This window comes from Bacillota bacterium (assembly GCA_012518215.1).
Classification (GTDB): domain Bacteria; phylum Bacillota; class Dethiobacteria; order DTU022; family PWGO01; genus JAAYSV01.
Genome location: JAAYSV010000008.1, coordinates 21,447 through 36,611, shown reverse-complemented (window position 1 = coordinate 36,611; position 15,165 = coordinate 21,447). Strand labels below are relative to the sequence as shown.

The following is a 15,165-nucleotide window of genomic DNA, read 5'->3' as shown; positions in this document are numbered from 1 at the left end:
GCTGCAGGGGTATGAGAACTCATAAAATCAGGGTGGCAACGATCATGACTGGCAAAACAAGGGTTGCCGCGATTCAATTGGAAGCCGAAATCGGTGACCTTCAGGCAAATCTGACTGCATGCGAAAATATGGCCAATGAAGCCGGTGAAAAAGGTGCAAAGTGGATACTCCTTCCGGAATTTTTCACCACGGGTATGGCCTTCAATCCAAGCATTGCTGATGCGATCCAGGGGCCGGACAGTCCGGCGCTGAAAATGTTGCTCAACGTGGCCAGGCGGCATCGGGCGTACGTCGGGGGATCATTCATCATGCGTGATGAAGACAGCATTGTACGCAATGCTTTCTTTCTTGTTTCACCGGAAGGGATTGTCGGCAGGCACAACAAAGACATCCCCACGATGTGGGAGAATTGCTTTTACGTGGGTGGAACAGATGATGGCATCATGAAGGTGGAAGAAAAATATATCGGGGTAGCGCTTTGCTGGGAATTCATGCGTTCACGAACGGCAAGAAGACTGCGTGGAAAAGTTGATGCCGTTGTCGGTGGCAGTTGCTGGTGGAGCGTTCCGTCATGGGCACCAGGACTGGTGACAGGCCGCTGGGAAGAAAAAAATGAGGAAACTGCGCTTGAATCTGTACGCTCATTTGCCACTTATGTAGGTGCCCCTATCATTCATGCTGCTCACGTGGGCCAGGTTGAATGCTCGCTTCCATGGTTGCCGATGAGATACAGAGGGCATTACGAAGGCGGTTCCATGATCGTGGATAGTCAGGGAGGTACGGTTGCTGTGTGCAGCCGCCATGCGGGGCAAGGCATCCTTGTCGGAGATATTGGAATTGGGCGAACGAAACCGTTGAGGGATATTCCTCGAAAATATTGGCTTCATGCCCGTGGCCCGATTCCTGCCGTCGCCTGGAATTACCAGAGGTGGCACGGAAAAGTATGGTATGGAAGAAATGTTGAAAAAGCAAAAAGAATGAAAAGTGGGCGCAGAGTTCTGCCCCGATAAAACACCGGGAATCCGTGCCCACTTGTCCCGATACCTCTCGGGCGATTCGCGTTCACTACTCCAGCAGGAAACTCCTGGCATCATGTGCTGTGTCTTCGGGAACCTCCTCCATGGGTATATGCCCGGCGTTTTCGTAAGTTATCAGGCGGGCATCGGGAAGATCTTGTTCAAATCTATCTGCCAGTTCCGGAGCAATCCAGGCATCTTTCTCGCCCCACATGATCAGGGCAGGAATCTCGACGCTGCCCAGCAATTGTGCCACTTCCTCGTTTGAACGATCCTGGATCCTGTCCAGAACCCCGAAAAGAACTTCCCGATTTCCTTCCCTCAACAACAAGCGGTGATAGCGCTTGACCGTCTCGTTGGTTATTTTTTCTTTTTCCCCGTAAACCTGTCCGACCAGAAAACGGATGGCATAGCGGGGAGTTATATACTTGATAGCAGAGCGGACAAATTCCGGTGCGGCCAGCCTGGTTATTGAAGGCATCTCCATCTTGTACCCGGCAGCGTCCAGCAAAATTATTTTTTTTACTTTTTCAGGATGTTTGGCGGCGTACAACCAGGTGATTCCGCCCCCCAGCGAGTTACCGGCTATGTAGCTTTCCTTCACATCCAGGGCTGCAAGGAAGTGATCCAGGAAATCGACGTAGTAATCAATGGAATAATCGGCATCGGTGGCCGGTCCCGTAAGGCCGAAGGCGGGAAGATCCAACCTTATAACCCTGAAATCCTCTTTCAGTATTTCAGCCCAGGCATCCCATGTATGGAGCGAGGCCGACCAGCCATGAAGCAATACCAGCGGTTCGCCTTCGCCTTCGTCTCGATAATGAACATCGAGCCCATCAACTTCCAGAAAGCGGGACTGTTCGTTGGCGTATTCCTGTGCCAAAGTTTCCACGGGAATATCGAGCCTGACATGGCCCAATATTACAACTGCGATCAATATCAAAACAATGAGAAGCTTGTATCCTGATTTTGCTTCCTTCTTTCTTTCGGACCGATAAGGATCCTGTTTGATTTTAGAATGCATATCAGCACCCCCTCATTTTATTCCTATTATCCTCTATTTACCATGACATTACAATCATTTTTTGAACCCGGGCCAGCGTTCTTGCAATCAATTTTACCCGGGAACAGAACGCCTGCGTAGTGCTGAACACCGCTTGCTCCGAATGACAACGTAAAAGCCCTCCTACCAACGGGAGTAAAAAAGTGGCCTACCTGTCATTCAAAGGTCGCCCTGCGTTTCAGGGCTACCGAAGAATACCCTCCCCGGATACCACTTGAAAAAGGGAGCCGCGGGCGGCCAGGGAAACTTGAGCGCTGCCATGGGGCAAGGGAGCTCCGCGACGCTATTTTCTCCAACAGCAGCGATTGCCTTTTTCCCGTGAATAATGCATCATCAAAGCCCGGGTATGGCATCAAAATGGAATATGGAGGATATTCATAATATTGACAGAATGTAATAATCAAAGAGACCCCAAAATCAAAATCAATATACGATCAATTTCAAGGGGAGAAGGGGATTGGAAATGGGCAAAAATTTGATTGTTGCCGTTGTTGCATTGTTGTTGTCTTCCTTGATGATATTCCCGGTGACGGGAACAGTTTTGGCGGTCACGCTGACCGACGAGGGGGGATCGGCCGACGGGGACAAGAATCCGGAGGGGACAGAAAAATATCTGACTATACTGCATACTGGCGATATCCACGCCCGCATACAAGGTTTCCCCCGTATGGCCGGGGTGGCCAATGAGATCAGAGCCCGCAAGGAGGCTCTGGGGGAACCGGTTTTGTTGACCGATGGGGGGGACTTTGTCAGCCCGATCATGAATACCTGGCTTAATTTCATGGGTTTCGCCCCCGAGCTGACGATCATGCAGGAAATCGGCTACGATGTGGTTACATTTGGCAACCATGAATTTGACCCCGGCCACCTCGGGCTGGCGAAGTTGTTGAAAAATGCCGGATACCCGGAGAAGAATGCCGTAACCACGTTGCTGGGAACAAACATCGTTCCGCCGGACAATCACCCCTTGAACGAACCCGGGCTCTTTGAGCGTACATATTTGAAGAAACTGGATAACGGGTTGTCCGTTGGTTTTTTTGGCATTATCGGCAGGGATACACTTCCTCCGTACATATTCAAGAATGGGCCGGTTACTTTTTCCGATCCCCATGAGGCTGCCCGCGAAGCGATAAACATTTTGCAGAAGGAAGGCGCGGACATCATCATTGCTCTGTCCCATGCCAATACGGGAAGCAACAGGGATCTGGCGCGTGATGTTTCCGGTATCGATATCATTCTGGCGGCACATGAGCATCGGGCCGAAGAAAAACCGCTGATGGAAAACGGGACCATCATCATGCAGACATCTTCATTTCTGGAACACCTCTGCATGATTGAATTGGCATATGATCCTGATAGCGGCAAGTTGCGGCTCAGGAACGAGGAGTCCGGGCTACCCTATCAAATTCCATTGGATGATTCTGCAGAGGAAGATACTACCATCGCAGCCCTGGTGGTTGATTTTGAAGACAAACTGGACCGCGGTGTAAGGCAACTTACCGGTGGGAAATACAGAGGGGCAGATGATGTTGTCGCTCATGCACAATTCCCATTGAAAAGCATGAAGATGCAGGAGATGCCCTTGGGTAACTTTGCTGCCGATGCTTACAGGATCATTGCCGGTCAGAAGATTGGAGAGAAGGTGGACTTCGCCCTGGTTCCATCCGGGATGTGCTGGGGAGAACTGGGTCCCGGGGCTATAACTTTCAGGGATATTGCCGATATACCCCTCATGGGCACGGGACAGGATCTGAAACCCGGCCATCCGCTGGTTTCTTTTTTTCTCACTGGAGAAGAAGTACGTCGTATTCTGGAAATATTCTTTTTCCTTCCCGAGCTCAGGGGAAAGGATGAATATCCCCAGATATCAGGTTTAAGGCTTGATTATGATCCCCGCCGTGTTGTCCTTCTCGACTTGCCGTTCAAAGTGGTGGATTTTCTGGGGGATCGCACGCCTGTACCCACTTTCAGGGCGGTGACAGGAGCCGATAGATTCACCGGGAACGGGCGGCAGAGTATGGATGACGTGGATTACTTGCCGATTGAATGGGGAGACGAAAAACTTTACAGGGTGGTTACAGAATCCTACATCCTGTATCATCTGCCCACCGTGGATAAAGTTGTCCACCTGTTGCCGAAGGCCAGAATCGTTCCCAGAGACGAGGATGGGAATCCCTTGTCATACATGACTCCGGATGGTGACATTTCCAAGGAAGCCATCATCCATGACGATCAGGGAAATGAACTGAAAGCCTGGCAAGCATTGGTGGAATATGCTGCCATACAACCGATCGGCGAGGATGGGATACCCGGTATATCTTCTTATTACGAGGACACCGCAGAAAGAATCAATACGGTATGGACAATTCCCTTGCTGTTATGGCCCCTCCTTGCCATTGTATTGTTGGTAACGGCGATATTGCTCATTCGTCGGCATCGGCGAAAGAAGAAGACGGCTACGGCTTGAAAAAAGGCCCCTTGTCTTGCAAATCCCCCCGGTTGTGGATGGGCTTTGCCAGAAAAGTCGTCCCCGGGGTAAAGAATGCAGTTGTTGAGGAAAGCCGCACTGGTTCTAGAAAGGTCCCAGCCCGATCTTCACGGCAAGAAGAAGCAGGGAAGAGGTTACGGCAAGGATCAGAAGTTGCAGGCCGACAGACCATTTGAACCACCTCACGTAGCTCACCACCGTCAAACCCAGGACAATGAGCAGGCCGGGGTTGCTGGGATAGATGACGTTGCTGAAACCGTCGCCGAAGACAAAAGCCAGGACGGAGGTCTGCCGGGTTACGTTCATCAGGTCGGCCAGGGGGGCGATGATGGGCATGACCAGGAAAGCTTTGGCCGATCCCGAAGCAATGAAGAAATTCAGGGCCAGAACCAGCCCGTAGATCATGATCACCGCCTGATAAGGGGTGCTTCTTGAAATTCCTTCCGAGGCGTAGTAAAGGATGGAATCCATGATCCCGCCCTGGGTAATGATGAATTTTACGCTTACAGCCATGAGAATGAGGATGATTCCCGGTGAGATCTTGGCGATACCCCATCCGAAGGTAAGCAATATCTCTTTAAATTTTATTCCTGCAATGACCGATGCTCCCAATCCCCCGATCAGGAACAACAGGGCGATAAGGGGAAAGGAAAGATCCGCTACCAGGGGAACAAATGAAGAAACCACGAGCATGGCCAGCAACAGCAAAATCATGAATGCGAAAAACCTGATAGCCTTGCTCATCCTGATCTGTTCTTCCGGGGACAGAGCCTCCTCAACACCGCTGTATTTTTCTTTTTCGGCCAGATCCTCCCGATATACCGGAGAAGAACGGGGGTCCTTTTCAATCTTGCGTATGTGTCTGTACAGGAAAGTAACCAGGATAACATAGATAACAAGAAAGACAATGATGCGGAAAGCAAAACCCGAGAAAGCGGGCAATCCGGCCAATCGTTGCGCAATACCTACCGTGAAGGGGTTGGAGACCGCCGCTGAAAAGCCGAACGCCGAGGCCATCAGACTCATCCCCAGCCCGGTCAGGGAGTCCCAGCCAAGCCTGTAAGAGAGGGCCACGATGATGGGGACCAGCGGTATAACTTCCTCGAAAATACCCAAAAATGCACCGAGAGACATAAGGAAAAATACAATCAAGGCCATGAGTAGATACCTGCGCTGGCCGAATCTGCCCACGGTTCTGTTGATCACGGCCTTCATCACCCCGGCACGATCCATGACCGAAAAGGCGCCACCGATGATAATTATGAAGAGGATGATACCCAGGATCATCAATGAATCCTCACTGCCGATAACTTCGATGGGGGCGATCAGCCATCTCCAGGGAGAATAATCCGGCCTCTCCATGAATTTGAAAGAATCGGCCACGATGATTTCACGGCCATCCTGGATAGTTCTGTCATATGACCCGCTCGGGATCACGTATGTGAGGATCCCGGCCACAAGCATCAATGTTAACAGTATGACCATCGAGGAGACAAATACCTTTTTGCCAATTCTGATTCCACTGTCCAGATCGGGTTTGAACTTGCCGGGGCCGGCCTCATCATTTCCGGGGTTGGCAGGGTAAGGTTGCTTCTGTTTGTTGGTAGGTGGCATTTGATCCAATTTCCTCATTATATTTTTCAATTGATCTAATATTCGATTTTATGCATTTGATATCCTTCTTCCCGATTGTTTCTTGCAAGGAAAAACAATGCACTGTCAATTTTCCCTTGAAAAATGATAGCTTTCCAACGAAACACCGCTTGCTCTGAATTTCCATGCGTTACCCGCACCACGATAAACGGAAATTATTTCTTCCGGGTGCATATTTCTGCCGGAGTTCATTTACTTCCATAGCAATGATAACGAAAAAGCATTCCCAAGCTTACCGAGTAAAAGCGCACTACCTGTCATTTTGAGGGAGCGGCGTTTTTTGCCGCGACCGAAGAATCCCCTCCTCGATCAGACCTTGCCATCGCCATAAACTGGTTCCTGGCTTTTCCCCGTACGGACATGTTGGCGTAAGCGACACGGAGCGAATGGCTGCCATGGCCGATGAAGGCGAGGAAGCGGAACGTTTGTGTATTTTTGAAAGCATGCCAGCTTCGAATGACAACGTAAAACCCCCTTCACGAAAGTCAGGAGAGACCGGCTTTCCAAACATGCATTTGGAGGAATTAATTCATCGATGTGGAATAAATATTGTAACGAATAATAGAAAATATTCCCGGGAGGTGTGGTCTTCATGTCGATAAAAGTTACAGATGAAGATGGGAAATACATGCATGATTTTGTGAGCAGGGTAGGTTCCTTTACCCGTTCTCCGGGTTCACCGGGAGAACGGAAGGGTGCAGAGATGGCCGCAGACGCCATGAAAGAATTTGCACATGAGGTAAAGATCGAGGATTTTCAACTGGCTCCCAAGGCGGCACTGGGATGGATCAAATTTGTCATACCCCTTTTCCTGGTAGCCCTGGCACTTTTCAAAATCGAACCGATAATCAGCGCCCTGATCATGATCTTCAACTTTTTTATCGTTATCGGCCAGTTTGTTTTTTACAAACAGATTATCGATCCTTTCTACCCACAAAAAACATCTTGCAATACATATGGGGTCATAAACCCTTCCGGTGAAGCCAAACAAACGATCATTTTTGCCGGGCATATAGATTCGGCATTTCAATTCAACCTGATCAAGTGGTGGGGGGGTAGAGCCTACACCGTTCTGGTATTTCTGGTACTGGTTACCTTTCTGGTTTTTGGGCTTACAAGTATCGCCAATGGTATCCTGGTTGTAATGAACAATTACAGTATTTTGTTCGAGGTGCCGGGGATAGTCAACGAAGTTTTTCATATAATCTGGATAGTAATCATCTGCCTGGTCCCCCTTGCCATTCTGTTTTTTTTCTTCACGACCTGGATAGAAACTCCCGGCTGCGCGGATAATCTTTCTGGTGTTTCCGTGGCCCTCGGGGTGGGGCGCGCTCTCAACAACTTGAAAGAAAAAGGAGGATTTTTCCCCAAACATACCCGGGTTGTAACGATGGCTTTTGGCGCAGAAGAAGCTTTCCTGCGGGGAGCGATGGCTTACGTCAAAGCCCACCACGACAGATTGAAAGCCGAGAATACCATTCTCATCAACGTGGAAACCCTCGTGGAGGAAGATGATCTGTTTTTCATGACCTCGGACCTCAACGGGACGGTGAAGTTGTCAAAAAGGGTGGTTGATGATCTGAAAAAAGTTGCCCATAAATTGGGCTACAAAGTAAAAACGATGGGCATGCCCCTGGGCGGCGGATCAAGTGATTCGGCTGCTTTTGCCCGCGCGGGGATCGAGACATCATGTATTATTGGCCTGGATCTGGGCAAGGTCATCGAGGGAAAGGGGTATTTCAACCACTATCATACTGTTCGTGATACACCTGACAAGGTGGACCCCAAAGTGTTGCAGCAAGTATTGCATATCTGCCTGAATTACCTGAAAATGAAAGACGAGGAAGTTGCCTAGAAGCAGTTTTTATTTCAAGGCCGTACAGGGCAAATGTAAAGAGGAGATAGATTTTTCAATCTCCTCTTTTTTATCCCTCCGGTTGGATCATGATTTTACCGGGCTACTGCTGTTTCCGGACCACATCGTAGGACGAGTCCAGCGCCTCCTGGAAACCATCTATCCCTGCCTCTTTCATAACCTTCTTGACGTTTTCATTTTTATCGATGGACAGGAATTCTTTTTTGATCTTTTGGGAAAGTAGCAGGGAAAGGTTGGGGCTGGCCGATATGGCATCGTTGGGGATGGGTTCCGTTTCAGCTATAACCCTCAGTTGATCTACCTTCACACCGACTTTACCGGCCATGTTGATCGCTTCAGTGAAGGTAGCGCCGGCATCAATTCTTCTGTCTATAACCGCATTGATAACATTGTCATGATTGCCCAGGAAGGCGATGCTTTTGAAATCTTTGTCGATGTTCAATCCTGCATTTTTTAACAGTTGCAAGGGATAAATGTAACCGGACGTGGAGAGAGGATCCACAAAACAGAAACTGCTCCCTTTCAAATCGGAAAGCTTGTAATAGTTTGTATCTCTACTGGTAATAATCTGGCCTTTGTAGAATGCACTCCCGTTTTTGATCGGTGTTATAAGGGGCTGTAGATTGATTTCTTTTTTGGCATTCACGTAAGCTTTGGGGGAAAACCAGCCCAGATCGATCAATCCGTCCTTGATGTAGTTGGTCAGAGCCTCGTAATCCGGAACAATCACCGTCCTCGTTTTTCGCCCCACCAGTCTGCCGATCTCATCGATAATCGGCAGATACTGTTCCCTGATATTCTCGGGTACGGTGAATGGGTTTACCCCGAAGATCAGTACATTTCGTTTCTTGTGGAGGACAGAAGTTGTATGCAAATCATAACCGACCTTGTTCAAATTTTTGGAGTAATCGAGTATTTTTTCGCTATCCTTGCGTTGTTCGCCGAATATTTTGCTCATATCATAGATGTTATTGGAGACCTCCGTGGATTCATCCGATATGGACTGTATAGCCCCGGCACTGTTCTGGGTAACTTCAACCTGGTCTTCTGTATTGGTGGCCAGTTCACAGATAAAATCTTTGACTTCTTGCAATTGTTGGACGGTCTTGTCAAATGATTGGACCGACTTGCGGGAAATGTTTTCTACCACGGATATCTTTTCCACACCGGTGTCGATGGTATCGCCGGTTATGCGCAGTTGATCGTTGACTTCACCGATTGTATACTGTACTTCCTGTGTCATCCTGTCAGTTTTTTCGGATAGCTTTTTGACTTCATCGGCCACGACGGTAAATCCCAATCCGTATTCACCGGCCCTTGCAGCTTCGATTGACGCATTGAGAGCCAGAAGATTGATTTCTTCGGTGACGTTCTGAATGTTTCCTAGCAAATCATTGACTTTTCCCACTACATTTTCCAGATCATCCATGGCCTTGGCCGATTCTTTTATCGTTTCCGAGATGTCCAGGAGTGTTTTTCCAGATTTATCTATCCATCCTCGGTTTTCCAGAGATCCGGCCAGAATATCTTCAAATACTGTCTTGATACGCCCGGTCCGTTTGGATATGTCACGGGAAAGTGAAGATAGCTGTTGAATACCCGCGGAAATTTCCTCTATTTTGGCGGCATTTCCTTCAGAAGACACAGCCACGTTGTCCACGATATTTACCAGGGTTGCGATCTGGAGATTGTAAGCGTTGATAAGCCAGATCAACTGCTGGGCATCAAAAGAAATACGTTCAGATATACCAAGCAGATCATCGGCCGAACCCCTTCCGATCATTCTCTTTTTTGAAAACAAATCCCTGGCTACAAACAATGCAATTACGACGGCTGCCGTAACGAGTATGGCCAAAATCATGTCTGTGCCCGGCATTTCAATCCCCCCTCAAAATCATCTCATGAAAATATATGTTACATTTCAAAAAAGAGTCAACCTGAAATTATCCGCGCAGTGAAAAGCAACAGGTGATGCTACTGCCTCACAAAAAACCGATACTCCCTCTATGTTATTTATATCATTGTTTGGCATGCAAGGGTAGCTCGGGAGGAAATTATTCCGGGGTACTGCTTTACTTTGACAAAAAAAATTTGGAAGGTCTGGACAAAAATAAACTTTTAATAGTATAATAATGAAACCTGAAAGTAATTTTACAAGTTTCAATTGTACCGCAACAACTAGAAAAGGGATAATGATCGGGCATCGACATAATTGAAAATCATCCTCTTGGATAGAGACTCGGCAAACATCAAATTATTCCGGCTAACATCGGGTCGTCTGGCATTGCTGTTGTTTGGTGAAGATCTGTATATGCAAATTGACAGTCGGAAGGAATTGATTATCTTGTATGAGTATTATGTTAGATGTTATTGCGGGCATTACTTGTTTTATGACGGACGTTTATTCATCAGCCTTGATGATTTCCACAGGAGAAGTATCAGTTGTCCCATTTGCAGGAAAAATCTGGCCGAATGTCTGCCAGATGATTTTGTAAAGCCCGACCGGAATATGGATTCTGATAAATAGGCAAAAACAGGATATTTCACAAATTTACACTCAAAATACCTTCCAATTCAATTCTTTCATGAAAACATGTTGTCAGTGATCATTCCTGGAAGTCTTCCAATTTACGACTTTTTCAGGTAAAATCAAATTATCACAATTTCTGTCACCCAGGTTTACCGAAACTCTACAGCTTTGAATTATCACCGATATTTTAATATTTCAAATCAAATAAAGAAAGGACTGGCATGTAAAATGCAAGAGTCAAGATTATCATCCTGGAAGGAGAATCTGGAGCGGTTAATTTTATCCCTGAAAGGGAAGGATGAAGATTCCGCGGAAAATATTGCGTTGTCGGGGGGAGAAGGTGGGGAATGTCGGAGTTTCCGCAGTGGTATTTTTTATTTCAAACTTTCCAATCTGGTGGATCTTGATTTGACAGCGGAAATAATAAGGGACATCGTCGGCCGGATTGGAACCAGGAAAAAGAACTATGCCACGTTTTTTCTCAACAATTCCAACAACGAGATCATTCACCCCAATTCCATGGTCAAGGAGAACGATATTCTTGCGACTGTCAGGAATTACTATGAAAAATATGCCGATGAAAATGAATTATATTCCGGCATCATCGAGCAATTGTTTCCGGAGCATGGTCAGTATGGAGATTTTCATCCCGGTTTACAGGATCTCGGTGTTATAATTACGGATCGATACGGTATCGAGGTTGCCCCCTCCATAGAAAAAGATATCCGGAGCATGGGTGGGGATTGGTTGCTGATATGTGCGGACAAACACAGGCCTTGCGAATTGATGAAACTGAAAGAACTTGTTGGTTGAAACGTCCTGGCTGATATTTATTTCAAAATTTCGGCGGCAGGTTCAACCGAACCTGCCGCCTTGCTGCACCATTCAAATCGTTATAGATGGGCTTCGGAGCCCACATTTTTTCACCATCTCATCCGGTATTCTCCACATCGTACATGGCATCGATCTGGGGAGCATATTTTTCACTGACCACTTTCCTCTTTATCTTCTGGGTGGGGGTAAGTTCGCCCGTTTCCTGGGACCATTCCGCCTTGATCAGTGTAAACTGCCTGATCTGTTCCACCCTGGCAAATTGAGTCGTGTGCTCATCGATTTCTTTCCGATACAGATCCAGTACCTGCGGATTGGTAAGCAAGGCGGAGGAATCTGTAAAAGAAATCCCTTGTTGTTTGGCCCAGGCTTCCAGTTCCGGAAATGCCGGAACGATGAGGGCCGAGAGGAAACGGCGCCTATCACCGATAATTGCTATCTGCTCGACGAAACGGGAACCCTTGACGCTATTCTCGATGTTCTGTGGGGAGATATTTTTCCCACCGGCAGTGACGATGATGTCTTTGATCCGCCCGGTAATCTTCAAGAAACCTTCTTCATCGATTTCCCCCATGTCCCCCGTTTTGAAAAAACCATCCGGGGTCATGACTTCTTCTGTTGCTTCCTTATTTTTGTAATATCCGGCCATAACCTGGGGCCCTTTGATCAGAAGCTCACCGTCGGCCGATATTCTGGCTTCGGTATTTTTGATAGGCAAGCCCACGGTGCCAGGTTTCATATGCCACGGACGATTGAAATGGGTGATGGGGGATGTTTCCGTCAACCCGAAACCTTCCAGGATTTTGAAGCCCATGCCGACAAAGAATTCACAATCATCCTGGGAGAGAGGCGCCCCGCCAGATATTGCAAACCTGAGACGGTCCATTCCCAAAGTTTCTTTCAGGGTGGAAAAAACAAGTTTATCAGCAAGTTTGTACTTGAAACTGTTGATTTCCTGGTCTTTGCAGACCTTGTCAATATTGAGCCGGGCCTGTTTGGTGGCAAAGTTGAAGAAAACTTTTTTCAGGGCCGAGGACCCGGCTATATTGGCCAGGATTCCGGCATGTACCTTCTCGTATATGCGCGGCACGCTGATGATGATGGTAGGCCTGACTTCAACAAAATCATCCAGCAATGTGTTGATGTTGACGGCAAAGGCTGTTTTGGCTCCCCTGGTAAGGGCGCCATGGAATCCCGCTGTCCTTTCCAGTGAATGGGACAGAGGCAGGAACGAAAGAAAAAGATCATCTTCCGTGAGCAGGGGTTTCCCCGTCTTTTTGTCGACCATGTCATGGAGGGTGTTTTCGACATTGGAATACAGGTTATTGTGAGTCAGCATGACACCTTTGGGATCTCCTGTTGTTCCGGAAGTGTAAAGCAGGGTTGAAAGATCATCGGATTGGATGGAATTCAATCGATTCACAAACTCATCCTCTGCTGGATTGGCTTTTCCCTCGGCCAGGGACTGGGTAAAGGTTTTGACCCCTTCTGCGCCGCCGCTATAATCATCGAAGACGATGTATTCCTTCAAATCGGTCAGATTGTCCCTGACTTTCAGAACACGTTCCAGCTGGTCTACGCTACCGCAGAGGCAAATTGTTGCACTGGAATCGGCCAGTATAAATTCTGCTTCTTCGGTTGAATTGGTGGCATAGATAGGCACATCGACTGCCCCAATTGAATTTATGGCCAGAGCGGCTACGTGCCATTCGTAACGATTATCGGAAAATATCGCGATCCGGTCGCCCTTTTCTACACCCCGGGAAAGAAGGTAGTAAGAAAGCCCTTTGACCATTTCATTCATTTCGCTCCATGAAATGTCGGTGTAAGGCCCTCCTTCCCCTCCTTTTCTGTACATGGCGTAAGCCTTTTCCCTGTACCTGGCTGCTTTGTTTTGAAAGACGGCAGCGATGTTGTTTTCCTTGAACTGAGTCATGATATCCCCTCCCTGATCCAAGCTTTTGTTTTTCAAGACAATTTTGAAAGGCCGGAAATATGTATAATCATAGAATCGTGAAAATAATAGCACAATTCTGCAATGTCTGTCAAATGTAATAAGTATCCAAAAATATATGGAAAGATGGCTCGGTTCCTTACTAGATTTATATTTCCATTCCTGTTCAATTATTCACGGGGAAATGGCGCAGGGGGATAATGCTGATCCATGCCAAAATCCCTGAATATTGTCTTTGACAAGACATGGCCCTGACCGGCAATGAACAGGTAGAAAGAATGGATTGAATTTGTCTGCGATTCACGGCAAGGGGAACTTCGCAGTCATTTTTTGATAATCGGTTTGAACCTGTGCCGGGCTTGTTGTTTCTACAAATCTTATAATATATAATCTTTTTGACATGACTGTATGGGGGAAAAACGATGAAACTACTATTGACGGGCAAGACCAAGGATATCTATGTTCTGAAAGACGGAAATTATCTGCTTAAATTCAAAGATGACCTGACCGGAACAGACGGCAAGTTTGATCCGGGTGCAAACACCATCGGTTTATCGGTGGAGGGAGCCGGCAGGGCCGGCCTGGGAATTAGCAAGTTGTTTTTTGAGATTCTGGAAGAGAGGGGAATACCGACTCATTATATCGATGCCGATATAGAAAAGGCATCGATGATCGTCAAACCCGCGGAAATTTTCGGCAAAGGGATCGAGGTGATTTGCCGTTACAGGGCCGTGGGCAGTTTTTTGCGCCGCTACGGTCTGTATGTCGAGGAAGGAGAGCCCCTCGATGCTTTTGTGGAAATCACCCTCAAGGATGACAAACGCGGCGATCCGCCGATCAGCGCCGATGCTCTGGAGATGTTGGGAATACTCTCCCCGGATGAATACCGAACATTGAAAGAGATGACCAGGGAAATTGCCGGCATCATCAAGGAAGAACTTGCCCGGAAAGATGCCGAATTGTATGACATCAAGCTTGAGTTCGGCAGGGTGGGTAAAGACAGGCAGATCACCTTGATCGATGAAATATCGGGGGGATGCATGAGGGCCTATCGCAAGGACGGCACCTGTATCGAGCCCCTGGAACTGGAAAAACTTTTGCTGGAAACAGAAAAATAGAATTACATCGACCTATTTTCCTATCGCCAAAAAACGGATGGTAATTTCAATCTGCACAGATTGGCAGAAGTGCGGGTGTATCTTTGCCCGATCATGGGTGGCAGAAGGACCGCATTTCTTAACAAAGAGTATTCTACATTTCATGATGGAAGTACCATCCGGGCAATGGTGGCCCGGGTATTGCCGGGTCACTGAAGGAACTTGCCGGTGATGAAGGAGTTTGCAATAGCTGAAATATCCTCATGATTGCCGGGATCAGGTTTGCTTCAAGCCGGATCAGGGAAGATGGGCCGGAAGGGAAGGGGCGTTTTGCATGAAAGGTACACTTGCCACGATCAAGGAACTGGCAGCATGCGTGCGTCTTGAACTGAGTCACAAAGAAGAAAAATATCTTCTGGGGCAGTTGAATTTGATGCTCGACATCATGGTCAAATTGCGCCAGCTCGATGTCGCAACAACCGGATCTGCCCTGCATCTTTCCATTGGCCCTGACGTGCTGAGGGATGACAGGGTCGGCCCTTCTCTTGCTTGCGAGGAAATACTGGAAAGCGTTCTTCTGCTCCCGGAAAAAAATAAAAATAACTTGCCATAATATTGTGGATATTTGCTGCATGCAATCCGCCAAAATAAATTTTT

Annotated in this window: 10 protein-coding genes; 6 read left to right on the top strand and 4 right to left on the bottom strand. The window is 47.6% G+C overall.

Annotated elements, in window-relative coordinates; all coding sequences use genetic code 11:
- Positions 1–44 precede the first annotated feature (44 nt).
- Positions 45–1,010 carry a carbon-nitrogen hydrolase family protein gene (locus tag GX364_01405; GenBank protein ID NLI69510.1) on the top strand — a complete coding sequence of 322 codons (966 nt, stop codon included), beginning with the start codon at positions 45–47 and terminating at the stop codon, positions 1,008–1,010.
- 55 nt (positions 1,011–1,065) lie between these two features.
- Here GX364_01405 and GX364_01400 read toward each other — a convergent pair whose 3' ends face one another.
- On the bottom strand, positions 1,066–2,040 hold the full coding sequence (locus tag GX364_01400) for an alpha/beta hydrolase (protein ID NLI69509.1): 975 nt from the start codon (positions 2,038–2,040) through the stop codon (positions 1,066–1,068).
- 502 nt (positions 2,041–2,542) lie between these two features.
- Between GX364_01400 and GX364_01395 the strand changes: the two genes are divergently transcribed.
- Complete coding sequence (locus GX364_01395) at positions 2,543–4,546, top strand: bifunctional metallophosphatase/5'-nucleotidase (GenBank protein ID NLI69508.1); 2,004 nt, start codon at positions 2,543–2,545, stop codon at positions 4,544–4,546.
- A 105-nt stretch (positions 4,547–4,651) separates the two neighbouring features.
- Here the strand turns inward: GX364_01395 and GX364_01390 are convergent, their stop codons facing one another.
- A complete protein-coding gene (locus GX364_01390) occupies positions 4,652–6,181 on the bottom strand; it encodes a YfcC family protein (GenBank protein ID NLI69507.1) in 1,530 nt (509 codons plus the stop codon).
- A gap of 631 nt (positions 6,182–6,812) precedes the next feature.
- On the opposite strand from GX364_01390, the gene GX364_01385 reads away from it, so the two are divergent.
- Positions 6,813–8,075, top strand: a complete 1,263-nt coding sequence (locus tag GX364_01385) for a Zn-dependent exopeptidase M28 (protein NLI69506.1) — start codon at positions 6,813–6,815, stop codon at positions 8,073–8,075.
- 103 nt (positions 8,076–8,178) lie between these two features.
- Here the strand turns inward: GX364_01385 and phnD are convergent, their stop codons facing one another.
- Positions 8,179–9,972, bottom strand: coding sequence for a phosphate/phosphite/phosphonate ABC transporter substrate-binding protein (gene phnD / locus GX364_01380; GenBank protein ID NLI69505.1), 1,794 nt, complete (start codon positions 9,970–9,972; stop codon positions 8,179–8,181).
- A gap of 882 nt (positions 9,973–10,854) precedes the next feature.
- On the opposite strand from phnD, the gene GX364_01375 reads away from it, so the two are divergent.
- Positions 10,855–11,439, top strand: coding sequence for a hypothetical protein (locus tag GX364_01375; protein ID NLI69504.1), 585 nt, complete (start codon positions 10,855–10,857; stop codon positions 11,437–11,439).
- A gap of 118 nt (positions 11,440–11,557) precedes the next feature.
- Here the strand turns inward: GX364_01375 and GX364_01370 are convergent, their stop codons facing one another.
- The gene (locus tag GX364_01370; GenBank protein NLI69503.1) at positions 11,558–13,393 is read right to left on the bottom strand and encodes a long-chain fatty acid--CoA ligase; all 1,836 of its coding nucleotides are present in this window, start codon (positions 13,391–13,393) and stop codon (positions 11,558–11,560) included.
- 440 nt (positions 13,394–13,833) lie between these two features.
- On the opposite strand from GX364_01370, the gene GX364_01365 reads away from it, so the two are divergent.
- Together GX364_01365 and GX364_01360 are read left to right on the top strand one after the other, a co-directional pair.
- On the top strand, positions 13,834–14,529 hold the full coding sequence (locus GX364_01365) for a phosphoribosylaminoimidazolesuccinocarboxamide synthase (protein NLI69502.1): 696 nt from the start codon (positions 13,834–13,836) through the stop codon (positions 14,527–14,529).
- Between the two features lie 313 nt (positions 14,530–14,842).
- Positions 14,843–15,121 (top strand): Asp-tRNA(Asn)/Glu-tRNA(Gln) amidotransferase GatCAB subunit C, encoded by a 279-nt coding sequence (locus tag GX364_01360; GenBank protein NLI69501.1) that lies wholly within the window; start codon positions 14,843–14,845, stop codon positions 15,119–15,121.
- Positions 15,122–15,165 lie beyond the last annotated feature (44 nt).